Annotated in this window: 27 protein-coding genes; 11 read left to right on the top strand and 16 right to left on the bottom strand. The window is 60.4% G+C overall.

All coding sequences use genetic code 11. From position 1 onward, the window contains the following. Nucleotides 1–83 precede the first annotated feature (83 nt). Nucleotides 84–1,445 carry an esterase-like activity of phytase family protein gene (locus tag WFM45_RS00525; protein WP_085336572.1) on the bottom strand — a complete coding sequence of 454 codons (1,362 nt, stop codon included), beginning with the start codon at nucleotides 1,443–1,445 and terminating at the stop codon, nucleotides 84–86. Nucleotides 1,446–1,871: 426 nt separating this feature from the next. Between WFM45_RS00525 and aqpZ the strand changes: the two genes are divergently transcribed. After that, nucleotides 1,872–2,567: an aquaporin Z gene (aqpZ, locus tag WFM45_RS00520; RefSeq protein ID WP_004940529.1), complete on the top strand. Its 696-nt coding sequence runs from the start codon at nucleotides 1,872–1,874 to the stop codon at nucleotides 2,565–2,567. Nucleotides 2,568–2,624: 57 nt separating this feature from the next. On the opposite strand, the gene WFM45_RS00515 is transcribed toward aqpZ, so the two are convergent. Next, nucleotides 2,625–3,395, bottom strand: coding sequence for a class I SAM-dependent methyltransferase (locus WFM45_RS00515; RefSeq protein ID WP_015376801.1), 771 nt, complete (start codon nucleotides 3,393–3,395; stop codon nucleotides 2,625–2,627). A gap of 117 nt (nucleotides 3,396–3,512) precedes the next feature. Here WFM45_RS00515 and WFM45_RS00510 point away from each other — a divergent pair, with 117 nt between their 5' ends. The 3 genes from WFM45_RS00510 to WFM45_RS00500 all read left to right on the top strand — a co-directional run bounded on the left by WFM45_RS00510 (nucleotide 3,513) and on the right by WFM45_RS00500 (nucleotide 5,811). Further along, nucleotides 3,513–4,316: a helix-turn-helix transcriptional regulator gene (locus WFM45_RS00510; RefSeq protein ID WP_085336573.1), complete on the top strand. Its 804-nt coding sequence runs from the start codon at nucleotides 3,513–3,515 to the stop codon at nucleotides 4,314–4,316. A gap of 107 nt (nucleotides 4,317–4,423) precedes the next feature. Beyond that, on the top strand, nucleotides 4,424–5,167 hold the full coding sequence (locus tag WFM45_RS00505) for a DUF2076 domain-containing protein (RefSeq protein WP_336954067.1): 744 nt from the start codon (nucleotides 4,424–4,426) through the stop codon (nucleotides 5,165–5,167). A 95-nt stretch (nucleotides 5,168–5,262) separates the two neighbouring features. Further along, the gene (locus WFM45_RS00500) at nucleotides 5,263–5,811 is read left to right on the top strand and encodes a GNAT family N-acetyltransferase (protein WP_015376798.1); all 549 of its coding nucleotides are present in this window, start codon (nucleotides 5,263–5,265) and stop codon (nucleotides 5,809–5,811) included. Here WFM45_RS00500 and WFM45_RS00495 read toward each other — a convergent pair. From WFM45_RS00495 to WFM45_RS00475, 5 genes are all read right to left on the bottom strand, one after another. Next, the gene (locus WFM45_RS00495; protein ID WP_004928468.1) at nucleotides 5,802–6,053 is read right to left on the bottom strand and encodes a hypothetical protein; all 252 of its coding nucleotides are present in this window, start codon (nucleotides 6,051–6,053) and stop codon (nucleotides 5,802–5,804) included. The genes WFM45_RS00500 and WFM45_RS00495 overlap by 10 nt on opposite strands. 86 nt (nucleotides 6,054–6,139) lie before the next feature. After that, nucleotides 6,140–6,592 carry a thiol-disulfide oxidoreductase DCC family protein gene (locus WFM45_RS00490; protein ID WP_085336574.1) on the bottom strand — a complete coding sequence of 151 codons (453 nt, stop codon included), beginning with the start codon at nucleotides 6,590–6,592 and terminating at the stop codon, nucleotides 6,140–6,142. Nucleotides 6,593–6,667: 75 nt separating this feature from the next. After that, nucleotides 6,668–6,997 carry a hypothetical protein gene (locus WFM45_RS00485; protein ID WP_044031863.1) on the bottom strand — a complete coding sequence of 110 codons (330 nt, stop codon included), beginning with the start codon at nucleotides 6,995–6,997 and terminating at the stop codon, nucleotides 6,668–6,670. Nucleotides 6,998–7,151: 154 nt separating this feature from the next. Beyond that, a complete protein-coding gene (gene ycaC / locus WFM45_RS00480; RefSeq protein ID WP_033653308.1) occupies nucleotides 7,152–7,778 on the bottom strand; it encodes an isochorismate family cysteine hydrolase YcaC in 627 nt (208 codons plus the stop codon). A gap of 118 nt (nucleotides 7,779–7,896) precedes the next feature. Further along, nucleotides 7,897–8,778 carry a pirin family protein gene (locus tag WFM45_RS00475; RefSeq protein WP_015376795.1) on the bottom strand — a complete coding sequence of 294 codons (882 nt, stop codon included), beginning with the start codon at nucleotides 8,776–8,778 and terminating at the stop codon, nucleotides 7,897–7,899. A 125-nt stretch (nucleotides 8,779–8,903) separates the two neighbouring features. On the opposite strand from WFM45_RS00475, the gene WFM45_RS00470 reads away from it, so the two are divergent. Continuing rightward, the gene (locus WFM45_RS00470) at nucleotides 8,904–9,812 is read left to right on the top strand and encodes a LysR family transcriptional regulator (protein WP_033634044.1); all 909 of its coding nucleotides are present in this window, start codon (nucleotides 8,904–8,906) and stop codon (nucleotides 9,810–9,812) included. Here WFM45_RS00470 and WFM45_RS00465 read toward each other — a convergent pair whose 3' ends face one another. Next, entirely contained in the window at nucleotides 9,813–10,196 is a 384-nt protein-coding gene (locus WFM45_RS00465; RefSeq protein WP_085336575.1) for a VOC family protein, read from the bottom strand. Nucleotides 10,197–10,198: 2 nt separating this feature from the next. Further along, nucleotides 10,199–10,981, bottom strand: a complete 783-nt coding sequence (locus WFM45_RS00460; protein ID WP_085336576.1) for a DeoR/GlpR family DNA-binding transcription regulator — start codon at nucleotides 10,979–10,981, stop codon at nucleotides 10,199–10,201. Nucleotides 10,982–11,014: 33 nt separating this feature from the next. On the opposite strand from WFM45_RS00460, the gene WFM45_RS00455 reads away from it, so the two are divergent. Continuing rightward, complete coding sequence (locus WFM45_RS00455; protein WP_250602426.1) at nucleotides 11,015–11,305, top strand: hypothetical protein; 291 nt, start codon at nucleotides 11,015–11,017, stop codon at nucleotides 11,303–11,305. Then, a complete protein-coding gene (locus WFM45_RS00450) occupies nucleotides 11,247–11,771 on the top strand; it encodes a hypothetical protein (RefSeq protein ID WP_258057879.1) in 525 nt (174 codons plus the stop codon). Before WFM45_RS00455 ends, WFM45_RS00450 begins: the two co-directional genes overlap by 59 nt. A gap of 36 nt (nucleotides 11,772–11,807) precedes the next feature. Here WFM45_RS00450 and WFM45_RS00445 read toward each other — a convergent pair whose 3' ends face one another. The 4 genes from WFM45_RS00445 to WFM45_RS00430 form a co-directional block, all read right to left on the bottom strand. Then, nucleotides 11,808–12,071, bottom strand: coding sequence for a putative hemolysin (locus WFM45_RS00445; RefSeq protein WP_016928925.1), 264 nt, complete (start codon nucleotides 12,069–12,071; stop codon nucleotides 11,808–11,810). Nucleotides 12,072–12,121: 50 nt separating this feature from the next. Then, on the bottom strand, nucleotides 12,122–12,610 hold the full coding sequence (locus tag WFM45_RS00440) for a DUF2501 domain-containing protein (RefSeq protein WP_015376789.1): 489 nt from the start codon (nucleotides 12,608–12,610) through the stop codon (nucleotides 12,122–12,124). Nucleotides 12,611–12,736: 126 nt separating this feature from the next. Then, nucleotides 12,737–13,327: a lipid IV(A) palmitoyltransferase PagP gene (gene pagP, locus WFM45_RS00435; protein ID WP_004940603.1), complete on the bottom strand. Its 591-nt coding sequence runs from the start codon at nucleotides 13,325–13,327 to the stop codon at nucleotides 12,737–12,739. A gap of 207 nt (nucleotides 13,328–13,534) precedes the next feature. Continuing rightward, on the bottom strand, nucleotides 13,535–13,963 hold the full coding sequence (locus WFM45_RS00430; RefSeq protein ID WP_004940605.1) for a universal stress protein: 429 nt from the start codon (nucleotides 13,961–13,963) through the stop codon (nucleotides 13,535–13,537). A gap of 675 nt (nucleotides 13,964–14,638) precedes the next feature. Here WFM45_RS00430 and WFM45_RS00425 point away from each other — a divergent pair. Then, nucleotides 14,639–16,318 (top strand): alpha-keto acid decarboxylase family protein, encoded by a 1,680-nt coding sequence (locus tag WFM45_RS00425; protein WP_082997078.1) that lies wholly within the window; start codon nucleotides 14,639–14,641, stop codon nucleotides 16,316–16,318. Nucleotides 16,319–16,373: 55 nt separating this feature from the next. Here the strand turns inward: WFM45_RS00425 and WFM45_RS00420 are convergent, their stop codons facing one another. Beyond that, on the bottom strand, nucleotides 16,374–17,477 hold the full coding sequence (locus WFM45_RS00420) for a DUF1615 domain-containing protein (protein ID WP_050501289.1): 1,104 nt from the start codon (nucleotides 17,475–17,477) through the stop codon (nucleotides 16,374–16,376). A 178-nt stretch (nucleotides 17,478–17,655) separates the two neighbouring features. Between WFM45_RS00420 and tehB the strand changes: the two genes are divergently transcribed. Continuing rightward, nucleotides 17,656–18,519 carry an SAM-dependent methyltransferase TehB gene (gene tehB, locus WFM45_RS00415; protein WP_336954040.1) on the top strand — a complete coding sequence of 288 codons (864 nt, stop codon included), beginning with the start codon at nucleotides 17,656–17,658 and terminating at the stop codon, nucleotides 18,517–18,519. On the opposite strand, the gene WFM45_RS00410 is transcribed toward tehB, so the two are convergent. Then, entirely contained in the window at nucleotides 18,514–19,227 is a 714-nt protein-coding gene (locus WFM45_RS00410; protein WP_060558676.1) for a 2OG-Fe(II) oxygenase, read from the bottom strand. The genes tehB and WFM45_RS00410 overlap by 6 nt on opposite strands. Beyond that, complete coding sequence (gene ada, locus WFM45_RS00405) at nucleotides 19,224–20,279, bottom strand: bifunctional DNA-binding transcriptional regulator/O6-methylguanine-DNA methyltransferase Ada (protein ID WP_060558674.1); 1,056 nt, start codon at nucleotides 20,277–20,279, stop codon at nucleotides 19,224–19,226. Before ada ends, WFM45_RS00410 begins: the two co-directional genes overlap by 4 nt. A 237-nt stretch (nucleotides 20,280–20,516) precedes the next feature. Between ada and leuE the strand changes: the two genes are divergently transcribed. Next, nucleotides 20,517–21,155: a leucine efflux protein LeuE gene (leuE, locus tag WFM45_RS00400; protein WP_004940625.1), complete on the top strand. Its 639-nt coding sequence runs from the start codon at nucleotides 20,517–20,519 to the stop codon at nucleotides 21,153–21,155. Nucleotides 21,156–21,314: 159 nt separating this feature from the next. Continuing rightward, complete coding sequence (locus WFM45_RS00395; RefSeq protein ID WP_336954037.1) at nucleotides 21,315–22,814, top strand: aldehyde dehydrogenase family protein; 1,500 nt, start codon at nucleotides 21,315–21,317, stop codon at nucleotides 22,812–22,814. Nucleotides 22,815–22,829 lie beyond the last annotated feature (15 nt).

Genomic DNA, 22,829 nt, shown 5'->3' with positions numbered 1-22,829 from the left:
CGGCTGATGGCCACAAAGGAGGAAAACCACGTTTTTTCCTCCTTTTTCAACGGTCTGACGGGGGCGCTGTCGCCCCCTCTCGATCACTTCAAAGGTTGCGGCAAGGTGAGCACCCAGAGCTCACTCAGCGACTCCGGCTGCTCCAGCGGGCGCAATTCGATACGGGCATCGGTCTTGTCGCCGTCGAGGCTCAACCGCCCTCCTTTCTCCAGCTGGTAGTCACCGATTTTTTTGCTCTTTGGCGACGCATCCACCAGCTTCGCCTGCAAGCCGAAATCGTTGTCATTGATCACCGCCAGCGTGCGATCGTCGATCAGCGCCAGCCCTTCCGCTTTCTCCTGGCGCCAGCCCAACTGGCGCAGATCCGCCACTTCCCGTTTCTGCGCCAGCTTCACGCCGCGTTTAGCCAGCTCTTGCGCATCGTCGAACTCCAGCGCTTTGCCCTGGCCGTCAAACGTACTCAGATCGCTGGCCTGCGCGAGATCCACCAGATAGATCTTGTTGATCATCGTCTTATCTTTATCGGTTCCCTGTTCAATCAACAGGATGCGCTGGTTGTCCAACGCCACGATATCGCCAATCTTGGCGTCTTTGGCTTTTTTATAGCGGTCGATATCGATGGGATAGCCATACATCGCAGTTTTGCCACTGCGCGGATCGAAGCTCACCAGCCGGGTAAACTGCGCCTTGTTTTTGCTTTTACCATCGACATCCAGCGTGCTCTGCACCGCCGCCAGAATGCGCCCATCCGGCATCCGGGTCAGCCCCTCAAAACCGCGGTTAGGCTGGCGCCACTTCAGGATGTTCGGCAAACCGCTCGCCACCGCCTGCTCGCCGGCCTGCGGCGTTGGGCCATATTTGGCGAGAATTTTGCCTTTGTCGTCGACATGGATCAGAAACGGGCCATACTCGTCACACAGCCAATAGCCGCCGTTGCCGTCACCGATGACGCCTTCGGTATCCAACCCACGGCGATCGCCGGACAGCGGTTGCAGCGCGTCGTTCAACGCCACTTCGTTCGTGGAACCAATCAGTTCGCTCGGCAGCGGCAGCCCGCTAATCGGCCCTTTTTCGTCATGCAAGGGCCGCGCATTCTCTGCCACGGCCTTGCCGCCGCCGATACGAATGTCCATCAACAGAGGCGTGAATTGCGGATTGGCGAAAATCTTGGCTTCTTGCTTGCCCACCGCAGGGGCATCAGCATTCGGGCCGCGATCGGTCAGCGTCGTCAGTACCAGATCGTCGCCCTGCTTGCGATTGAACGACAGCCCTGAGCCGATCCCCACCGGCAACCCCTGCGGGAAATGCTTGGCAAACGCCCCCTGATAGGCGACGCGTTCCCCGCCGGGGAAGCCGACCACATAACGCGCCACCTCAATATCTGCAGCGTAGGTGAATACCGGAAACAGCGAAGCCAACAGCAGGGAGAGCGATTTTATTCTCATGTTTTTTACCCGAGGTTGAATGAAGCGTTATCAGGCAGAAGAAGATATTAATTTTGCATGACACTTAGATGACAACAGGCGCTTCGTCAAATGTAAAACAAGCAATAAGGTTGGCTGGCAAATAGAAATTAGCAATTAACCTGAGCGTATTGAATGGATAAAACCGCTGGAAAAAATCGCCCGAAAATAGCCCGCCATTTTGCTTAGGGTAAATTCTTATAGCAAAGATAAAAAAATCGGCAAACGCGCGTCGGCACGGGGAAAAACGGTGTTTTTCTCATAGACAAAATAAAATACCGGGGATTTAATACCGCCGTTATTCAAGGTGCATTAAGAAAATTCTATAGAATATCTGCATGAACTCAAAAAGCTGTTCTATAGTTTTTAGTGCTAACGCCCGTTAGTCTATTCCGCAGGATGGAATCTATGTCAAAGCGACTTTTTGCTGAATTTTTTGGCACATTTTGGTTGGTGTTTGGTGGTTGTGGTAGCGCAGTATTGGCAGCGGCATTCCCACAGCTGGGTATTGGTTTCCTCGGCGTCGCGCTCGCTTTCGGTCTGACCGTGGTGACGATGGCCTATGCCGTCGGCCATATTTCCGGCGGGCATTTTAACCCGGCCGTCACCGTCGGCTTATTCGCCGGCGGCCGTTTCGCGGCGAAAGACGTTATTCCTTACGTTATCGCTCAGGTCATCGGCGGTATCGCCGCAGCGGCGGTGCTGTATTTGATCGCCAGCGGCAAAGCCGGTTTCGACGCCACCGCAGGCGGCTTCGCCTCCAACGGTTACGGCGAACACTCACCGGGCGGTTATTCTCTGCAAGCCGCGATCGTGATTGAGCTGGTACTGACCGCCTTCTTCCTGATCGTTATTCACGGCGTGACCGACAAGCGCGCGCCGGCAGGCTTTGCCCCGCTGGCGATCGGCCTGACGCTGACGCTGATCCACCTGATCAGCATCCCGGTGACCAACACCTCCGTCAACCCGGCGCGCAGCACCGGCGTAGCGATCTTCCAGGGCACCTGGGCGCTGCAGCAGCTGTGGGTCTTCTGGCTGGTGCCACTGGTCGGCGGCATTATCGGCGGCCTGATCTACCGCTGCCTGCTGGAAGACAAAAAATAAGCGTATCGCAGTCAATCGCGTTTCACGGGGCAGCCTTCATCGGCTGCCCCGTTGCTTTCAGCCCTTCGTCACTTCAAACATCATGATGTCGCTGGTAAAGGAGCCGTCCGGCTGAATGGCGAAATGCGCCGCCACCTCTTCCGACACGCTTTGCTGCAGCGCGCGGATTGCGGTGACGAAATGCGCCGGCGTGCGCATACGCGCCACCCAACTGCCGAACTCCAGCATCAATCGATCCGCCGTCACTTCGCGTACCATCAGCCCGGCCTCGGTCAGTAACGTCAGCCACTCGCCCGGCGCATAGTTGCGCACGTGCGAGGTGTCGCGCAGCACTTCCACGGTTTGCAGGTAGATATCCAGCAGCGGATGCCCCGGCGAGACCACGTCCATAAAGATCGCGCTGCCGCCCGGTTTGAGTACCCGCCTGACCTCGCGCAGCGCCTGGCCGACGTCGTGCCAGTGGTGCGCCGAATAGCGGCTGATGACCAGATCGAAGCTGGCATCTTCAAACGGTAAAGACTCCGCCACGCCCTGCTGCTGCTGAATGTTATTCAGGCCTTTTTCCGCCGCCGCCTGCTTCACCACCGCCAACATTTGCGCCGACAGATCGTAGGCCACCACCTGCGCTACCCTGGCAGCCGCCGTGAAGCTGGCATGCCCGGCGCCGCAGCCCAGATCGAGCAGGCGCGCGCCGGCGTGCGGTTCCAGTAACTGTGCAAGGCGTTGCAAATCCTTGCCCTGCGCGTGTACCGCGCTGGTTAAGTAGGCGTTGGCCTGCTCGCCGAACTGCCGGTCTACCGCGTTTTTATGGCTGTTGCTGATGCTCATGTTTGCTCCCGTTATTATCCGGCTTGCGCCTGTGCCTGAAGGCTTTCGGCTACTATAATCAGGCTACTATACGGGTACAATATGAGCAGTTATCCTGGTATAAATAGGTACCACGCTATGTCATCAGAAGCCTTATCCGGGCCAAAGGCCCTCGGCGCGTTCCTGCGGGCGCACCGCGAACGCATCACGCCGGAAATGCTCGGCCTGCCCAGCTCCTCGCGCCGTCGCACCAGCGGCCTGCGGCGCGAAGAGCTGGCGCAAATCAGCGGCATCAGCGCCACCTGGTATACCTGGATCGAACAGGGCCGCGAGGTATCCATTTCCCCCTATACGCTGGCACGCATCGCCAAGGCGCTGCGGCTCGGCCCGGCCGAACGCCATTACCTGTTTACCCTGGCGCGCATCGCCGACCCCGAGCAGGAAACACACCGCGAAACCGCCAACGACGCGGTGCTGCAAAGCGTGCACCAGATGACGGTGCCCTGCTACCTGCTGGACGTGACCTGGAATGTCGTCGCCTGGAACCCGCAGGCGGCGGCGCTGTTCAGCGGCTGGCTGGATGTGGCCAACAGCCCCAACCTGCTGCACTTCATGTTCTTCCACCCGTTGGCGAAAACGCTGGTCAGCGATTGGGAAGAGCGCGCGCGCCGCGTGGTGGCCGAGTTTCGCGCCGAGACCAGCCATCATCAAAATACCGAAGAGATGCGCGCCTTCGTGCGCAACATGACGCACAACAGCGCAGACTTTAATCACTGGTGGAAGCAACATGACGTCATGGCGCGCGAAGGCGGCGAACGCGCGTTCGAGCATTCTCGGCAAGGCGCACTGCGCTATCGCCAACTGACCTTCCACCCGGCAGAGCACGCCGGTCTGAAGCTGGTGATGCTGATCCCGCTGCCGCAATTGGTAACAAATTCATAGGCAAGTTTACCCGCCATTTATTTATTGGTTCATGTAAACGCGCTAGGGTAATTGATACCGATGATAATGATCATCCAGCACCGTTATTTATCTCCTGAGGTACTCCTATGCAATCCGAAGAACAACGCCTTATCGATGGTCTGTTTGGCCGCCTGAAAGAAGCCGAGACCAAGACGGGCCCACGGGATCTCCAGGCAGAGCAGCAAATCAACCAGCATATTCGCGAGCAGCCTTCCGCCCCTTATTACATGGCGCAGGCGATGATCATTCAGGAAGCGGCGCTCAAGCAGATGGATCAGCGGGTCAAAGAGCTGGAGGCCCAGGTGGCGCAGCTGCAGCAAACCGCCAACGGCCAGCAGAGCAGCGGCGGCTTCCTGGCCGGTCTGTTCGGCGGCGGCAGCCGCACGCCAAGCCCGCGCGAACAGTATCAGGCGCAGCAGCAAAATACGGCGGCCTGGAACAACGCGCAGCAGGGGGGCTACGCACAGCAACAGCCTGCCTATGCCCAACCGCAGCAGGCGGCGCCCTCACGCGCCGGCGGCTTCCTGGGAGGCGCCTTGCAAACGGCGGCGGGCGTCGCCGGCGGCGTGGTGTTGGCCGACATGCTGACCGGCATGTTCCGCCATTCGCAACCACAGGAAATCGTAAATATTATCGAGGAAACCCCGGCGCCGCTGGACGACAGCGCAATGCGCAATTTCGACGCCTCCAACAACCTGGATACCTTCAACAACGGCGATGGTGGCAGCTTCCTGAACCAGGACAACGGCTTCCAGAACGCCAGCTATCAGGACGACACGGATTACGCCGACGACGATTACAGCGACGACGACGACGACTCCTTCCTGTAATTCCCTTCGCCCCCTCTCACCCGCAGAGGGGGATTCCCCGTTTCACCAATCTGGTCTACAGTGAACACTGTTCATTTATCCAGCCGGGAGAAACGATGATGAGCCTGACTCCTTCAGACCCTTTTTTCAGCGAACGCCTGCAGATGCGCCCGCCGGTGATGGCGGATCTCGAACGCTTCTACGCCATCTTCGGCGATCCGCAAACCCAGCGTTTCAATCCCGCCGGCCCGCTCACCAGCGAAGCGCAGGCTATCTCGGCGCTGCAAGAGAGAATTTCCGGGTGGCAACAACACGGTTACGGTTCCTGGGCGATCGCCCTGCGCGAACGGCCGGATTGGATCATCGGCTTTGGCGGATTGTCCTGGAAACCGCTCGGCGCGCAGCGCACCGTGAACCTCGGCTATCGATTCGATACTCGCGTCTGGGGCATGGGGTTGGCCACCGAGATGGCGCGGGCTTCGCTGCAATATGGTTTTGTCGGATTGGCGATGGAGGAAATTTCCGCCATTGTGCGCGCGGAGAATCAGGCGTCGTGGCGAGTGCTGGAAAAGATCGGCATGCGGCGGGTGGATACGCTGGATGACGTGCCCGGCGCGGCGCCGAGCCTGGTGTATACACTAAAGCGCGGCGACTATCAGGGCTGATCGTCGCTGATTCTGGCCAATGCCATGCGATAAGATTTGACCTTCTTACGCTTTTTCAGCCAGGTGGTGGTCGACACGATGAACACCGCGCCCGACATCGCCAACACGCCGGTCGGGTGGCCGTAAAACACCATCAAGGCAAAGTACACGGCGGAAACGATCGCCACCCATTTCGCCGTATTGCCCATGTCGTTTTTCTCCTGGGTCAAACGGCGAATGCGCTCTTCTTCACTGATTCCCATACGCGCTCCTTGTTGGTTGAATGTTCCATTATATGGAGCTGGAGTGCTGATATTTCAAGCGGTTGGATGGTAAAGAAGCGTAAAGCTCAGGCCGGCGGCTCCCGCCGCCGAGACAGATAGCGCCCGGGCTGATCGGCACCCGGCAGGCCGCTGCCGTCGTTGCGGCCAAACAGCCGGTAGCGATTGCCGGCAACCGCGTCGTACACCTTGTCCGCCAGCCGCGGTGGCAGGCAACGCCCCAGCGCCAGCGCACGGTACGGCCAGGTCATTTGGCGCAGCGCCTGAAACAACGCCGCCGAGCGCAGCCAATAGCGCCCCTGCTCAACATAGACCACGGAATCGAAACGATCGGTCGGCAACCCCAACGCCAGCAGGATTGCCTGTCCTTCGACGGATTGCACCGTTGCCAACAGAATGCGCCGCTGCCGATCGGCGCGAATAAGGTCTCTCACCAGCCCGTGACACAGATTGCATTCGCCGTCGAACAACAGCACGCGATCGCCGGGCTGGAGATAAGGCAGCTGTGATAAAGGGGTCATCCCGCCTCCCGAAAAATGCTCTCCTTAGCCTAACGCGCCTGGCGCGCCCAGGCCAGAGCGGGATGACAGGGCCCGTTAAGGTGCAGGCGGTGCGTCAGGCACGGCCACCACCGCGATGCGCACTTCATAGTGTTTGGCGGTGCCGGCCGGGATCACCGCCGTCAGTTTGTTGATGGTTTCCACCGGATTGTCGCTGGCCGAGGTGGCGCAGAACAGCTCGCCGCCGTGGCAGAACCCCGGCTTGGGCGGGTGCCCGCCCGGGAAAGGCGGCATGCGCATCGGCGCATCCATCAAAGGCGGCAACGCGTTGGCCGCAGGCTTCTCAGGCGCCGACATCGCGCTCGCGCTGAACAATAGCGCCATGCCCATGCAGGGCAGCGCCAGGATCTTGATTGCTTGTTTCATTGAATTAACCTCATTTGCCGGGTTCGGGATTACGCTACCCCGCCCCCGGCCAATGAGAAAGCCGCTTTTCGCTACCTTTTCGCCCCGCTGCGCTTTGCTTACATCCCGCGTCTAACGTGATGAAAGGCGAAAGGTTGAGTAAAGGGCCGTCGCGTTACTTACCGTTGGTCAGCGTGTTGTAGCTGGTCATCAGATTGCGGTAGTCCGGGATATGGTTGGAGAACAGCGTGCCCAGGCCTTCGATATCGTTGCGCCAGTCGCGGTGCAGCTCGCAGGCGACGCCGAACCAGGTCATCAACTGCGCGCCGGCGGCTTCCATGCGGCTCCAGGCCGACTGACGGGTCAGTTCATTGAAGGTGCCGGAGGCGTCGGTCACCACAAACACTTCGAACCCTTCATTGAGCGCAGACAGCGCCGGGAATGCCACGCACACTTCGGTCACCACGCCGGCAATGATCAGCTGCTTGCGGCCGGTGGCTTTTACCGCGTTGACGAAGTCGTCGTTGTCCCAGGCGTTGATCTGGCCAGGGCGCGGAATGAAGGGAGCATCGGGGAATTGGGCTTTCAGTTCCGGCACCAGCGGGCCGTTGGGGCCGTTTTCAAAACTGGTGGTCAGAATGGTCGGCAGGTTGAAATACTTCGCTAAATCACCCAGCGCCAGCACGTTGTTTTTAAACCGATCGGGATCGATGTCGCGCACCAGCGAAAGCAGCCCTGCCTGATGATCCACCAGCAATACGGCGGCCTGATCTTTGTCGAGGCGTTTGTAATTTGCAGTCATGGTTTTACTCCTGTGGGGTTTGATGTTGCGGATGAAATGCCCCGCCGGTGTGGCGGGGCGTTGAGGTTTAAGTGTGGCGTCTGGAACCGAGAACACTTCCCGCCCCAGATGCCAAGGTTCAACCGGCGCTCGCTTCGGCGTTCATGCTGCCGAACTTGCCGCTGTTGAAATCGCGGAACGCCTGCTGGATTTCCGCTTCGCTGTTCATGACGAACGGGCCGTAGCCGACGATAGGCTCATCGATCGGTTCGCCGCTCAGCACCAACAGCGCGACATCGTTGTTGGCTTCGATAGTGATCGAATCCCCCGCCCGGTCGAAACGCACCATTTGGGTTTCACGCACCACATCTTCGCCGTTAACCAGGATCGCGCCGTGCAGCATCACCAGCGCCAGCGTATGGCCTTCTTTCACCGTCAGCGTGGTGGTATGGCCGGCATTCAGCTTCATATCCCACACGTTGAGCGGGCTGAAAGTGCGCGCCGGGCCGGCATGGCCGCCGAAGTCACCGGCGATCACCCGCACCTGCCCTGCGCCGTCCGCCAGCGGGACCACCGGAATATCGGCGTTCAGCAGCGTCTGGTAACCCGGCTCGGCCATTTTGTCCTTGGCCGGCAGGTTGACCCACAACTGCACCATTTCCATGGTGCCGCCGTTGCGCGAGAAGTCCCGCGAATGGAACTCTTCGTGCAGGATGCCGGAGGCGGCGGTCATCCACTGGACGTCGCCGGGGCCAATCACCCCGCCGCTGCCGGTCGAGTCGCGGTGTTCCACTTCGCCCTGATAGACGATGGTCACCGTTTCAAACCCGCGATGCGGGTGCTGACCCACGCCACGGGTGCCGGAGGCGGAACGGAATTTGGTCGGCGCCGCGTGATCCAGCAGCAGGAACGGGCTCATTTCCGCCCCCAAATCGTTATAAGAGAACAGCGAATTCACCAGGAAACCGTTACCGACCCAGTGTGCTTCCGGGCTGTTGTGAATACCGAGGATTTTTTTCATCTTGAACTCCCGTTTCAGACCTCACGGCCTTAAGTTGATGTCAGAAGTTTAATCCGCCGGGGTTTGCTGCAGTAGTAGGCAAGATGTACACTCAGCGTTCTACTGATAGAACGATAAGGGATACGATGCTGACCGATCTGAACGATCTGTTTTTCTTCGCCAGCGTGGTCGATCACCAGGGATTCGCCCCCGCCGGCCGGGCGCTGGGCATTCCCAAATCCAAACTCAGCCGCCGCGTGGCGCTGCTGGAGGAGCGGTTGGGCGTGCGCCTGATCCAGCGCTCGACGCGGCGCTTCTCGGTGACCGAGGTCGGCCAAACCTATTACGCGCACTGCAAGGCGATGCTGGTGGAAGCGGAAGCGGCGCAGCAGGCGATCGAGCAGACGCGCGCCGAGCCCTGCGGCACGGTGCGCATGTCCTGCCCGGTGGCGATCCTGCACACCCGCGTCGGCAGCATGGTGGCGGCCTTTATGGCCGATTATCCCAAGGTGACGGTGCATCTGGAGGCCACCAATCGCCGGGTGGACGTGGTGGGGGAAGGCTTGGATCTGGCGATCCGGGTGCGGCCGCCGCCGCTGGAGGACAGCGATCTGGTGCTGAAGATCCTGGCGCAGCGCACCTGGTGCGTCGCCGCCAGCCCGGCGCTGGTGCGCACCCTCGGGCCGGCGCACACGCCGGAAGACTTGCGTAAATACCCGACGCTCGATCTCGGCCCGGCGCGCGGTCAGCACCAATGGCGGCTGACCGGCCCGCAGGGTGAACGGGTGGAGTGGGAGCACACGCCGCGGCTGGTCACCGACGACATGCTGATGCTGCGCACCGCCGCCATCGCCGGCGCCGGCATCGTACAACTGCCGGCGATGATGATGCGCGACGACATGCTGCGCGGCGAGCTGGTGCAACTGTTGCCGGGCTGGCAGCCGCAGGGCGGCGTGGTGCATGCGGTTTACCCGTCGCGCCGCGGCCTGCTGCCGGCGGTGCGGCTGCTGCTCGACTATCTGGGCGAGCAATTCGCCAGCATTGAAGAAGAGTGATCAGGCGGTGATTTCGATCGCGTTGCCGTCTGGATCGCGAATGACGGCCTCGTAGAAGCCGTCGCCGGTCCAGCGCGGCGCGGACAGCAAAATGCCCTCCTGCTGCGCGCGCTGCGCCAACCGCTCGACCTGCCGCTCATCCCCCAGCGACAGCGCGATGTGCGCCCAACCGACCCGCTCCTCCTGCTCCTGCGCCGGCAGCAACGTCGGCACGCGCATGATCTCCAGCGACGGCCCGGCCGCCAGGCTGACGAAGCGGGAAACGAACCCCGGCCGGTTGCGGCTGACATACTCCTCCCCCGCGGCACCATTGAAATAACGCTGCCAAAATGCCAGCTGCGCGTCGATGTCACGGGTCCACAGGGCAACATGGGCTATTTTCATCATCATTCTCCGGTCGGTAAATCGCTGTGCCAAACCTGGCCGCCGCCCTGCGCCACCTGCAGCTCAAGCTGCGGGTGCGCGCCGCGCGCCGTCACCAGATGATCCACCTGCCCGGCGGGCAGGAAGGGGTAAGGGGCGTAGGTATTGAGCTTGTCGCGGGTGCACAGCACCGCCACGCTGCCGGCGCGCCTCAACAGCCGCTTTTTAAAGGTGGCGTCCTGGTAGCTCAGCGCGGAGAAGCCGCCGGCCGGGTCGTAGGCGCAGATGCCGGTAAACACCAAATCGAAATGGAAACCGTCGATCTCTTCCGCGGCCTTGGCGTCCACGCAGCCGCCGACCTGCGCATCCAACTCGCCGCCGATCAGGATGGTGCGGATCCCCGGCCGCTCCAGCATTTTGCCGGCGATGCTCAATGCATTGGTCACCACCGTCAAACGCCGGTCGCGCGGCAACAGATCCGCCAGATACAGGTGGGTGCTGCCGGCGTCGAGGAAGATCAGCTGTTCTTCACCGATCACCCCCAGCGCGGTCTGTGCCAGCGCCAGCTTCTCGTCACCGCTGAGCGCAATGCGCGCCGCAACGGGCCCCTCGGCCGGCGTCGGCGCCAACGCGCCGCCATAGATGCGTTTGCACAGGTTCTGCGCCGCCAGCTGGCGCAGATCGCGGCGGATGGTCGCTTCGGTGGTGTTCAGCCGCTGCGCCATCTCCAGGGCCAGCACCCGCCCCTGTTGGCGGAGCGTGTCAAGAATGGCCTGGTGACGCTCATTCGGTAACAGTTTGGACATCATGTCAATCCGGTGACGCTAAAGTGATCATAAATGTACACAAACAAACATAAACGTACAATGCAGAGCGGAAGAAAAATCGCCGGGCAGGATTTTCGCCTGCGGGATGTTGGCTATACTGAGGCAAGCGAAGTTACCGCAGACGTAACGGCTTGGACGCTAAGGGAAAACGATGTTATTGACGATCGCAAGGTGGCTGTTTCAACTCCCCGGGAAGCTGTTCGGGCTGATTTTCAAAAATCGCCTGAGGATATTTTTGTTCTTCATGCTGGTCGCCGTTGGGGTGCTCGGCGCCAAGCGCTATCTGCGCGCCCACCAATATGACGACGAGTTCAGTCTCGCCGCCCCCGCCGATTACAATCGCGCCATCAAGCGCGAAATGCCGCTGCGGGAGGCGCGCGAACAGTGCGGCGGGCCGCTGCATGACAATGCCGGGCAGCCGTGGCCCGCCTCAGCGGGTTATCTGCATCAGCCAACGCGGCTGCCCGCATCCGGCCTGCATCGGCTGACGTTGGATAATCAGGGCAACGATTTCGCGGTGCTGGTCAAGCTGGAAACGCCAGCGGCGCCGCAACAGCTGGCGGAAGTCTTTATTCCGCCCGCCGGCAGCTTCGAGGTGAAAATCAATGCGAACGCGGAACACGTGATGAAAATCAAGAATATCAAGACCGGCTGCATGTTCCGCTCCCGGCCGTTCAACCTGGATAAACAGCGTGATTGGCGCATGCCGCTGACGCTGCGGAAGGACGGCAGCCTGCAGCTGCAGCCGATAGGCGATCGCCAATTCTGAGCGGGCGCCGGGCAGCAGAGCCGGCGCCGCATAGGGTTACTTTTTCACCGGATGATCGCGGCGGAACAGTTCCCAGCTTTCAATTTCCTGCCCACTCGGCAAGGTACAGGTGGAATACTGGCCTGCCGCATTCTCTTTGGCGTTCAGCTTGCCGCCGATTTGGGTGCAGTACACGTCGGCCGGGTTCGCCATGCCGATCGGTTTCACCTGCGGCGGTGGCGGCGCCTCGTTAGATTTCACGGAACACCCCTGCAACATCGTCATCCCTGCCAGCAGGGAAAGCATCAACGTTTTTTTCATTTTTCCAGCTTATACAAAAACGAACGGCGGAGCGCTCCGCCGTTCTTAGATCATGAAATAAAGGATTTGCCCTGTTTCAGCACCAGATCGCAGGCTTTTTGCTTCACCTTCTCGGTGATCTGCGAGGTGCCCAGGCTGTTGAGATCCAGGCTCTTGCCTTCGCCGGTCTGCAGCAAGCCGCCCAGGCCCTGCTGATAATCCTGGCTCTTGGCGTTTTCGGTGCTGGTGATGCCCAGCTTGCTGAGCAGCTGATCTTTCACCCCTTCGGCACCGTTAGCCGACAGCACGTTGTTTTTCACGCAGTACTGCAGGATACCGGCGGCATTGGTCATGCTGCTGGAGCTCAACGCCTTGTCGCCGCCGTTCAGCAGGCCGGTCAACGAGGAGAGCGACATGCCGCCGCTGCTGTCGCCGCCCGACTTGCTCAGTTCGCCCGCCGCGCTGCTGAGGGAATCCATCAGCCCGGCGGCCTGGGTGGCGCCGCTGGCCAGGGTCGCGGACAGCGCCAAAGCCAGCAATAAACGATGTTTGGTGATCATAGTGGTGAAACTCCTGTCATAACGGCATGCAATCGGCGCAGCGCGCCGGGATACCTCTCCGACGCCGCCTGCGGCGACAAGTTCCTTTTATCTCGCCGCCGCACCGTTTTTCGGAATTCAGGAAGTTTAGAACTGCCAGCGCAGCCAGGCGAAGAACACGTTGCCGTTGTTATAGGTGCCGGGAATGTAGGTCGCCTGGAACGTCAGCCGCTGATAGCCGATAGAGGCCAGCGGCAGCGGCGCCGGGATAGGGATGTAATTCCAGTTATCGCGCGCGGTGACGCTGGCGGTGAAGCCCAGCCCCAGGCGGAAATCCTTGTCATCCAGCGGGCGCCAGATCTTCTCGTAGGCGTAGCCGCCGATCGGCTCCCATTTGTTGAAGGAATCCTTGAACGCCATGATGTAGATGCCGTGCCAGTCACCGTCGCTGTCGTAGCGGGAGATGCCGTAACCGGCGCCCCACGGACGTTCGTTGTACTTATCGATATGCTCATCATCATAAGTCCAACGGTTGTGCCAGGTGATGGCCGGGATATAGAGATCGTGGTTAGGCGAGTTGTTCCAGGTCTCCGCCACGTTATCGGTAAAACGCTGCCATAAACCCGGTTTTTCAGCCTGTGCGGCATTGCCACTTTCTGTACCAACCTCAGCATAAGAAGGCAGTGCAGGAAATATCAACGCCAGAGAACACGCCAAAAGGGTCCGTTTTAGAAACATCGTAAAGCTCCTGTAAAAATACGGCCGCAGATTTTTACCGATAGCCCAGGCAAGATCAAGCCGTATCTAATTTATCCAACGCCCGTTGTGCTTTGGTTAAGTTTAGCACCGGAAAATGCCCAATAATTCAGGACAAACCGTACCGGTATCCGCATGCTATTGCCTTTCGGGCGGCAAAACCGTGGGAAAAATCCGCTTTGTCGCACGCTACTCGCGAGCAAGATGCTTGACCAACACATCGACATCGAGACGGTTCACAAACTCCAGGGAATACGAGGAATAGAGGCCGAACAGGCGGTTTTGGTGCCCGACCACCACCAGATCGATGCCGGCCTGGTGAATAAAATCGCTCACGTCCTTAAAGCGCCGAATGGTGACAATCTCCTTGACCGCGACCGGCACATCGACGGCGCTCACCAACCGGCTCAGCATCGCTTTGGCGGCGATCACTTCCTGCGCCTGGCGATCCTTGATTAACGCATCGCTGCCGTACTCCAGCTCGGCGTAGTCGGCGTTAAGATGGCCGACAGTGAGGGCGATTGGCTTACCGCGCACCATCGCCGCCGTTTGACGCAGCAACGGCAACCCATCACGCTCGTTATGAATCAGCACCAGAATATGTCGATAGCCTTTCATCACACGCCCCCCTCTCAGGCCAGCACCGCTGGGACATGAGTCCCTCTGGTAGGTATACGCCATCCGTGCACACGTAGAGAAAAGTTTACGTATCACTTCCCACAGAATGTGATGACCGCCACGTTATATTAGCGCCCGTGACGGCCCATTTTTACACCGGCCCGACGCGGCGCGCATTGCGGCATCTGTAAAGCAAAACTGACAACCATGACCGAATAAAAAAACCTCATTGTTAATTTTTTGTTTTTAATTGGTTACTTGAAGGTTTCTTTAAATAAGCGTGCGGCGGATCACCAAAATGCACCTTTACATGAAGTTGTGCTTTTCTTTCTCAGGCAAAAAGCGTTGCACCGCTCAATGGGATTTAACACGGCTTCAAAAGTACCGGATGATTCACCCTGCATCATGATAAATACCAATGCGCCGCCGTTTTTCTGCCGATATGCCGTCAACGAAAAATACCGCCCCGCCCTAATGCACAATAGCCACACTATTTATGGAAAAACCCATCGCGTAAAGCGCCGAATACAAACCACCTCTTCCTCGGCCGCTCCCCCTATCTTGAACAAGCCGGCACTTTAAATAACTGTTAATGCTAACGACACAACATCGCCAGCAATTTATTTTTGCTGATTTTCGCCTGACAAAATAAAGATAAATAATCCGGAGCAATCAATGAAAATAACTATCGGGTCATTCATTCTGCAACAGCTTCACGCCCTGAACGTCGATCGTATTTACGGCGTGCCCGGCGACTATAACCTCAGCCTGCTGGAGCTGTTGGAAAGCGACGAACGGCTGGCGTTCGTCGGCAACTGCAATGAATTGAACGCCTCCTACGCCGCCGACGGCTACGCACGGATGAAAGGCGCCGGCGCGCTGATCGTCACCTACGGCGTCGGCGATCTGGCCGCGCTGTCCGGCATCGCCGGCGCCTATGCCGAATCTTCGCCGGTGGTCTGCATCGCCGGCACGCCGCCGCTGCACGCGATGAAGAATCATCAGCTATTGCACCATACCCTGGGCGACGGCAATTTCGACAACGTCATGAACTGCTTTAAACAATTCACCGTCGCTCAGGCTCTTATCACGCCGGAAAATGCCGCGCAGGAAATTCCACGCGTTATTTCTCGCGCCTGGATAGAGAAGAAACCGGTGTATTTACAGCTGCCGTCTGATATTTGCGATATCGAAATTGAAGTCGCCGAAGCCGCAGCAGCGCCGCAATTGCCGGCGAGCGATAAATACAATGTGCAATTGGCGGCAATGGCGCTGTTAACCAAAATAAAGCGCGCGCAGCGCCCGATCATATTGGTCGACCAAATGGTGGATCGCTACCGGTTGCAGCAGTTGGTTATCGATGTCGCTCACCGCTTCGCCATACCGCTGACCAACATGCCAACCGCCAAATGCATTATCCCGGAAAATACCGCCGGCTGGATGGGCGGCTACAGCGGCAACCTGTCGCGCCCCGAATTGTATGAACGCATGGCCCACTCAGACTGCGTGCTGAGTTTCGGCGTGCGTCTGGTGGACTCCACCACCGGCTATTTCTCGCAGCAAATTCCCGCCGCCGCTCAGGTGGATATTCAGCCGTTCTCGATGACGTTGGACAACACCTCCTACCCGGCGGTAGCGACGGCGGATCTGCTGCAGGCGCTGCTGGATCTGAGCGAAGACGCGCCGGCGCAGCTTTTATCACCGCTGGCCGATCCGCGTGACAAGCTGGCGACGCCGAGCGACGCGCCTATCGACCAGGCCTATCTGTGGCAGCGGATCCAACGCTTCATCCAGGCGGAGGATGTGGTGGTGGTGGAAAACGGCACCTCGGGCGCGGCCATCGGCGGCATGCGCATGCCGGGCGGCGTCAAGGTGGTCAACCAACCGATTTGGGGCTCGATCGGTTATACCCTGCCGGCGCTGCTCGGAACCCTGATGGCGGCCCCTGAGCGCCGTCACCTGCTGTTCATCGGCGACGGCTCCTTCCAGCTTACCGCGCAGGAAGTGTCCACTCTGCTGCGCTGCGAACAAAAGCCGATCATCTTCCTGATCAACAACGACGGTTACACTATCGAACGCTATATCCTCGGCGAAAACTCGTCCTACAACGACATCAGCCCGTGGGACTACGCCAAACTGCCGGCGGTATTGAATACCCAGGCGCAGCCGTTCAGCGTGGCGGTGGAAACCACACAACAGCTGGAAATGGCCCTGGAACACGCCTCACGGCAGGATCGGCTGGCGTTTATCGAGGTGAAAGTGCCGATGATGGACACGCCGCCGGTGATGAAAGAGTTCTGTAACCGCTGCAACAGCTTTAACTTCGGCCTGACCAACCCGCGCCGCAGCGCCTGAGGCGCGATGATCGCGCCGCCGGTGGTTCAGGCCTCCGGCGGCGTTTTTCATGCCGTTACCCGCCGGCGCGCGCCATGCAGCGCTGCCGGCGTTCATCCACCCGCTTGGCGAACCAGGCGGTGGTCAGCTTGCGGGTGATTTTCGGGCTTTCCAGCTGAATACCCGGCAGCATCTCACGCGGCAGCTTGCCGCCCGCCAACGCAAAGACCTTCTTATACAGGTCGGTATCGGCAAAGTCAGCCGTATCGCCTTTCTCAAGCGCCCGGCGAATGGCGCTGTCGCTCATGTTCAGGCGCTTGCCGAGCGTGCGCACCGCCAGCTCGGTCGAGCCGGGCTTGTCGCTGCTGAAGTCGATCAGATCGCCGTCCAGCGCCAGCGGAATGGCGCTCGCCCGGCTGACCGCGTTTTGGAACGCCGCGTTGCGGCTGGCGTACCAGCCGGCGTTGAAGTCGGCAAAGCGGTAAATCGGCCGGCTGTAATCGGCCGGGTACCCCAGCAAATGCATAATGCCGAAGTACATGCCGCCGCGCCGGCTGAAAACTTCGCGGCGAATCGAGCCGTCGACCGGATAAGGATACCCTTTGGCGTGCGCCTCGGCGAAGGCGATGCTCACCTGCATCGGGCCGCCGGTATGTACCGGGTTCAAATGGCCGAACAGCTTCTGTCCCATCGGCACGCGGTCGATCATGTCATCGAAGATATCGCTCAGATCCTTCTCCGTGCGCACCTTATCCAGACGCTCACTGTAGCTCTGGCCGTTCGACGACGAGATCTTCAACGCGGTATGCACCAAAAAGTTCGGGATGTGCATCTGATCGGCACGGCGGTCGATCTCTTTCCAGGCGATCTTCGGCAGCCCCGGCACCTGCGGGTTAGCCTGGAACGTCGACTCTTGTTCGGTCACCGCCAGCACCGAACACAGGTTCTCATCGCTCGGTTCAATGCCCTGCGCGGCGAAGGCGGCGGTAATATCGGTGGCCCAGCCCTGACGATCGCCGGCGTTGGCCGGGATCAGCGTCATCAGTCGGGCTTTGACGTCGGCGGGGCGCGCCGCCGGCGCCGTGGTGGTGGTTTTGCTGGTACAGCCCGCCAGCGCCAGCAGCGCGGCCAGGCTCAGCCAACGGAAGGGCATCGGGTGGAATAAACGAGATATCGGCATCTTTTCCCTGAACGTGATGACATGAACAGCACTGAAATTAGCCCAGCCGCCGCACACAATCCAGTATAAAGATATCGCCGCGCCTTTCCGTCAGGCCGCTATGTTCAAACGATCGATAAAGATGTATTTTATATGCATCATATAAATCACTTTGTTTGCCCAGCCAGAGGAGCCCCCTATGGAGCAGCAGCTGCTTTGCTATAAAACCCTGCCGGAATGGAACAGCGACACACTGCCGGAAGCCTTTCGCCAGCGCCACAACACCCAGAACGGCACCTGGGCGAAGCTCACCGTGCTGAGCGGCAACCTGACGTTCGCCATGATGACCGAAGACGACGCCACCACCGAGACCTGGCAGTTTAGCCCCGAAAGCCAGCCGCCGTTTATCACGCCGCAGCAGTGGCATCGCATCGTTTCCTTCTCGGACGACATGACCTGCCGGCTGGCGTTCTACTGCACGCCGGAAGATTACTACCACAAGAAATACGAACTGACGCGCACCCACTCCGAAGTGATCGAGGCGGCGGCGCGCATCGCACCGGGCAAGGCGCTGGATCTGGGCTGCGGCGGCGGCCGCAATTCGCTCTATCTCAATCTGAAAGGTTTCGACGTCACCGCCTGGGACAAGCACGCGCCGTCGATAGCTCGCCTCAATCAGATCATCGACGCCGAGCAGCTGACCCGCCTGAGCGCCGGGGTGCAGGATCTCAATACTCACCGCTTCAGCGGCGAGTACGACTTCATCCTGTCCACCGTGGTGTTGATGTTTCTCGAGCGCCAGCAGCTCCCGCATATCGTGCAAAACATGCAGGACAGCACCGTGCCCGGCGGCCATAATCTGATCGTGGCGGCGATGGATACCGAAGATTATCCCTGCCCGCTGCCTTTCCCGTTCACCTTCAAGCCGGGCGAGCTGAAGCACTATTACCGCGACTGGCAGATCCTCAAATACAACGAGGACATCGGCCAACTGCACAAGACCGACGCCGCCGGCAACCGCATCTCGCTGCGCTTCGCCACCCTGCTGGCGCGCAAGCTATAACGCGTCATGAAAGATCACCCCTAGCGTGTGGCGTTGGCCGGTGCGTATCCGGCTGACGCCGTGGCGCAGATTGACCCGATAGTAGCCTCTCGCCCCGGCCACCGGCCGATGGTGCACCGCGAACACCACCGCGTCACCCTGCTGCAAGGGCACCACCTCCGGCCGGCTCTGCATCCGCGGCCGCTGCTCGGTCAGCACAAACTCGCCGCCGGTGAAGTCCTGCCCGGGGGCGGAAAGCAGGAACGCCACCTGCAGCGGAAACACCCGTTCGCCGTACAGATCCTGATGCAGGCAGTTGTAATCCCCCTCCGTGTAACGCAACAGCAGCGGCGTTGGCCGCCGCTGGCCGGCCTGATGGCATTCAGTCAGGTAGGCCTCGTGTTCGGCGGGATAGCGCGCCGCCAGACCCAGCATGGCGTTCCAGCGATTGGCCAACGGCGCCAACCGCGCGTACAGCAGGCCGCGCACTTCGGCCACCGGGGGCGGTAACGGATACGCAAAATACTGGTACTCGCCGCGGCCAAAACCGTGCCGCGCCATGACGATGCGGCTGCGAAAATGTTCGCCATGCGGATAAAGCGCCGCCAATTGCCGGCACAGCTCGGCGCTGAGCACGCCCGGCAGGCGCGCCCCCCCTTGCGCATCAAGTTCGCGTTCGATCGCCGCCCAGTCCAATTCGGCCAACCGCGCCGCCAGCGCGCCGCTCATCGCTGCGCCTCCTTTTCCAGCAAGGCTTTCTTGCGCTCGACGCCCCAGCGATAACCGGACAAGGCGCCGTCGTTGCGCACCACCCGGTGACAGGGGATTGCCACCGCCAGCACGTTGGCGGCGCAGGCGCCGGCCACCGCGCGCACCGCCTTCGGCGCGCCGATGCGCCGGGCGATATCGGCATAGCTGACGGTTTCGCCGACCGGTATCGCCTGCAGCGCCCGCCAGACCCGCTGTTGAAACGCAGTGCCGCGAATATCCAGCGGCAGCGCCAGCCCGCTCTCCGGCGCTTCGATCAGGCCCACCACCTGCGCCATCAGCGCTTCATACTGCGCGTCACCGCCGATCAGCTCGGCGTTGGGGAATTTATCCTGCAGATCCTGCACCAGCTGCTGCGCATCGTCCCCCAGCAGAATGGCGCAAATACCCACCTCGCTCTGCGCCGCCAGGATCTCACCCAGCGAACAGCGCCCAACAGCAAAATGGATGCGCATGCCTTTGCCGCCCGCCCGGTAGGCTTTCGGCGTCATGCCCAGCGCGGCGTTGGCTTGCTGGTAAAAGCGGCCGTTGGCGCCATAGCCGGCGTCGAAGATCGCGTCGGTCACCGTCTCCTGCTGCTTAAGACCGCAGCGCAACCGCTGGCTGCGCTGCGCGTCGGCGTAGCCTTTCGGCGTCAGGCCGGTGATCGCTTTGAACAGCCGGTGGAAATGGTATTGGCTCAACCCGACGTGGCGCGCCAGCGTCTGCAGCGACGGCGCTTTCTCCGCCCGTTCGATATAGCGGCAGGCCTCGGCTATCTGCCGCGCATGCTGCTCCGTCAACGGCGTCAGCCCCTGGCGGCAGCGTTTGCAGGGCCGATAACCCGCCGCCTCCGCCTGTTCCGCATCGTCGAACAGCTCCACGTTTTGCCGATTCGGCTGGCGTGACGGGCAGGAAGGCGAGCAATACACGCCGGTGGTTTTCACCGCGTAGATAAAGCGGCCGTCGGCGTGCTTGTCGCGGCTGACGATCGCCAGCCAGCGCGGATCGGCGCTGTCGATTACGTTTTTCATCATCCGTTCCTCACTGCGGTTTCGATGTTAACCAGCATAGTGACGGGCCGTTGGCGAAACACGCCGACTCTTGCTTTTTAATTCGATGCCGACGTTTTCAACAATGTTTCGACAATTTTTAACCAACAACATGAAGTTTATTACGTTGCCAACCCGCTTGCACGGCGTTAGGATCGCGGCCGGTCACGGGCGTGGCCAGTGTTTTTGCCTGTTAGTTGCGCGCATGGAGAGGTTATTGTGTTAGAGAGTTTTGGCGTCCTGAATCTATGGACCTATTTGGCCGGGGTGGTCTTCATCATCATTCTGCCGGGGCCGAATACGCTGTACGTGCTGAAAACCGGCATATCGCGCGGCGTGCGCGCCGGCTACACCGCGGCGCTGGGCGTGTTTATCGGCGATGCGATCCTGATCTTCTGCGCCTATATCGGCGTGGCGTCGCTGATCCGCACCACGCCGTTCCTGTTTACCCTGGTGCGTTTTCTCGGCGCGATTTATCTGCTGTTCCTCGGCGCAAAAATCCTCTACGCCACCTTCGTGCAGAAGGCGCAGGCGCAACAGCAGCAAATTGAAGGCGGCCACAGCATTCTGCGCAAGTCGCTGACGCTGAGCCTGACCAACCCGAAAGCGATCCTGTTTTACGTGTCGTTCTTCGTGCAGTTCATCGACTTCAACTACGCACACACCGGGCTGTCGTTCACCATTCTGGCGCTGATCCTCGAAGCCGTCAGCTTTATCTACATGAGCACGCTGATCTTCTCCGGCGCGATGCTGGCGCATTTCTTCAATCACAAGAAAGGCCTGGCGAAGCTCGGCAATGGCCTGATCGGCCTGCTGTTCCTCGGTTTCGCCACCCGTCTGGCGACGCTGAGTTCGTAATCCCTCTCGGCCGGCGCCCGCCGGCCGCAGTTTACTCGTCCGTCACGGCAAAATGACACGCAGGGCAAACCGAATGTCAGGCAGACCAAAGCCGCCGCTTTCCCGCTGATCTAGACTCTCAGGGTTAACGATAACCTGATGAGCCTGATCGGAGGATGTATGTCTGACAATACCGTAGCCGTGCTGGATAGCGTATCGCGTTTTCTCGATCGTCAGCATGGGCTGTATATCGACGGCCAGTGGCGCGCGTCCGCCGCGGAAGGCCGCCTGGCGGTGTATAACCCCGCCAATGGCCAGCAGATCGCCACGACCGCCGACGCCAATGAACACGACGTCGCACTGGCGGTGCAGTCCGCCCATAAAGCCTTCAGCGAAGGCGTCTGGGCGCAGCGCCTGCCGGTAGAGCGCGAGCGCATCCTGCTGCGCTTCGCCGATCTGGTGGAGCAGCATGCCGAAGAGCTGGCGCAGCTCGAAACCCTGGAACAGGGCAAATCGATCAACATCGCCCGCGGCTTAGAAGTCGGCAACACCCTGAATTGGATGCGTTACACCGCCGGGCTGGCGACCAAAATCACCGGCCAGACGCTGGACGTGTCCATTCCGATTCCGCCGGGCGCCAAATATCAGGTTTATACCCGCAAAGAGCCGATTGGCGTGGTCGCCGGCATCGTGCCCTGGAACTTCCCGCTGATGATCGGCATGTGGAAAGTGATGCCGGCGCTGGCGGCGGGCTGCTCCATCGTCATCAAACCGTCGGAAACCACCCCGCTCACCCTGCTGCGCATGGCCGAGCTGGCGAGCGAAGCCGGCGTGCCGCCGGGCGTGTTCAACGTGGTCACCGGCCGCGGCACCGTGTGCGGCAAGGCGCTGACCGAACATCCGCTGATCGCCAAAGTCAGCTTTACCGGTTCCACGCCGGTCGGCAAAAGCATTGCGCGCGCCGCGGCGGATCGCCTGACCCGCGTGACGCTGGAGCTGGGCGGCAAAAACCCGGCCATCGTGCTGAAAGATGCCGATCCACAGCAGGTGATCGAAGGCCTGATGCTCGGCAGCTTCCTCAACCAGGGGCAGGTGTGCGCCGCCAGCTCGCGAATCTATATCGAAGCGCCGATTTATGATCGGTTGGTGGCCGGATTCGAACAGGCGGTGAAATCGCTGTCGGTCGGGCCGGGGATGGATACCGGCGCGCAAATCAACCCGCTGGTATCGCTCGCGCACCGCAACAAGGTGGCGGCCTACCTGGACGACGCCCGGGCGAAAAACGCCGAGCTTATCGGCGGCGCGGCCGGGCCGGACGCCAACGGCTTCTACATTCCGCCGACCCTGGTGATCAACCCGGACGATAGGCTGAACCTGACGCGCGAGGAAGTGTTCGGCCCGGTGGTCAACCTGATCCGGGTGGCGAGCGCCGAAGAAGCGCTGAGCAAGGCTAACGACACCGACTTCGGGCTGACCGCCAGCCTGTGGACCACCAGCCTGCAGCAGGCGATGGCGCTGACGCCGCGCATTCAGGCCGGCACCGTGTGGGTCAACACCCATACGCTGATCGACCCGAACATGCCGTTCGGCGGGTTCAAACAGTCGGGCAGCGGCCGTGATTTCGGCCCGGATTGGCTGGACGCTTACACCGAGTCGAAATCGGTCTGCATCCGCTATTGAGTGAAGCGGCGCGGG

The organism is Serratia sp. KG1D (assembly GCF_037150675.1).
GTDB classification, from domain to species: Bacteria; Pseudomonadota; Gammaproteobacteria; order Enterobacterales; family Enterobacteriaceae; genus Serratia; species Serratia nematodiphila.
This window is presented reverse-complemented; position numbering and strand designations above follow the sequence as displayed.

What these genes read in the sequence shown, in the direction of transcription:
- WFM45_RS00525 (WP_085336572.1), bottom strand. Translation starts at nt 1,445, where the DNA reads ATGAGAATAAAATCGCTCTCCCTGCTGTTGGCTTCGCTGTTTCCGGTA.
- aqpZ (WP_004940529.1), top strand. Translation starts at nt 1,872, where the DNA reads ATGTCAAAGCGACTTTTTGCTGAATTTTTTGGCACATTTTGGTTGGTG.
- WFM45_RS00515 (WP_015376801.1), bottom strand. Translation starts at nt 3,395, where the DNA reads ATGAGCATCAGCAACAGCCATAAAAACGCGGTAGACCGGCAGTTCGGC.
- WFM45_RS00510 (WP_085336573.1), top strand. Translation starts at nt 3,513, where the DNA reads ATGTCATCAGAAGCCTTATCCGGGCCAAAGGCCCTCGGCGCGTTCCTG.
- WFM45_RS00505 (WP_336954067.1), top strand. Translation starts at nt 4,424, where the DNA reads ATGCAATCCGAAGAACAACGCCTTATCGATGGTCTGTTTGGCCGCCTG.
- WFM45_RS00500 (WP_015376798.1), top strand. Translation starts at nt 5,263, where the DNA reads ATGATGAGCCTGACTCCTTCAGACCCTTTTTTCAGCGAACGCCTGCAG.
- WFM45_RS00495 (WP_004928468.1), bottom strand. Translation starts at nt 6,053, where the DNA reads ATGGGAATCAGTGAAGAAGAGCGCATTCGCCGTTTGACCCAGGAGAAA.
- WFM45_RS00490 (WP_085336574.1), bottom strand. Translation starts at nt 6,592, where the DNA reads ATGACCCCTTTATCACAGCTGCCTTATCTCCAGCCCGGCGATCGCGTG.
- WFM45_RS00485 (WP_044031863.1), bottom strand. Translation starts at nt 6,997, where the DNA reads ATGAAACAAGCAATCAAGATCCTGGCGCTGCCCTGCATGGGCATGGCG.
- ycaC (WP_033653308.1), bottom strand. Translation starts at nt 7,778, where the DNA reads ATGACTGCAAATTACAAACGCCTCGACAAAGATCAGGCCGCCGTATTG.
- WFM45_RS00475 (WP_015376795.1), bottom strand. Translation starts at nt 8,778, where the DNA reads ATGAAAAAAATCCTCGGTATTCACAACAGCCCGGAAGCACACTGGGTC.
- WFM45_RS00470 (WP_033634044.1), top strand. Translation starts at nt 8,904, where the DNA reads ATGCTGACCGATCTGAACGATCTGTTTTTCTTCGCCAGCGTGGTCGAT.
- WFM45_RS00465 (WP_085336575.1), bottom strand. Translation starts at nt 10,196, where the DNA reads ATGAAAATAGCCCATGTTGCCCTGTGGACCCGTGACATCGACGCGCAG.
- WFM45_RS00460 (WP_085336576.1), bottom strand. Translation starts at nt 10,981, where the DNA reads ATGTCCAAACTGTTACCGAATGAGCGTCACCAGGCCATTCTTGACACG.
- WFM45_RS00455 (WP_250602426.1), top strand. Translation starts at nt 11,015, where the DNA reads ATGTACACAAACAAACATAAACGTACAATGCAGAGCGGAAGAAAAATC.
- WFM45_RS00450 (WP_258057879.1), top strand. Translation starts at nt 11,247, where the DNA reads ATGCTGGTCGCCGTTGGGGTGCTCGGCGCCAAGCGCTATCTGCGCGCC.
- WFM45_RS00445 (WP_016928925.1), bottom strand. Translation starts at nt 12,071, where the DNA reads ATGAAAAAAACGTTGATGCTTTCCCTGCTGGCAGGGATGACGATGTTG.
- WFM45_RS00440 (WP_015376789.1), bottom strand. Translation starts at nt 12,610, where the DNA reads ATGATCACCAAACATCGTTTATTGCTGGCTTTGGCGCTGTCCGCGACC.
- pagP (WP_004940603.1), bottom strand. Translation starts at nt 13,327, where the DNA reads ATGTTTCTAAAACGGACCCTTTTGGCGTGTTCTCTGGCGTTGATATTT.
- WFM45_RS00430 (WP_004940605.1), bottom strand. Translation starts at nt 13,963, where the DNA reads ATGAAAGGCTATCGACATATTCTGGTGCTGATTCATAACGAGCGTGAT.
- WFM45_RS00425 (WP_082997078.1), top strand. Translation starts at nt 14,639, where the DNA reads ATGAAAATAACTATCGGGTCATTCATTCTGCAACAGCTTCACGCCCTG.
- WFM45_RS00420 (WP_050501289.1), bottom strand. Translation starts at nt 17,477, where the DNA reads ATGCCGATATCTCGTTTATTCCACCCGATGCCCTTCCGTTGGCTGAGC.
- tehB (WP_336954040.1), top strand. Translation starts at nt 17,656, where the DNA reads ATGGAGCAGCAGCTGCTTTGCTATAAAACCCTGCCGGAATGGAACAGC.
- WFM45_RS00410 (WP_060558676.1), bottom strand. Translation starts at nt 19,227, where the DNA reads ATGAGCGGCGCGCTGGCGGCGCGGTTGGCCGAATTGGACTGGGCGGCG.
- ada (WP_060558674.1), bottom strand. Translation starts at nt 20,279, where the DNA reads ATGAAAAACGTAATCGACAGCGCCGATCCGCGCTGGCTGGCGATCGTC.
- WFM45_RS00395 (WP_336954037.1), top strand. Translation starts at nt 21,315, where the DNA reads ATGTCTGACAATACCGTAGCCGTGCTGGATAGCGTATCGCGTTTTCTC.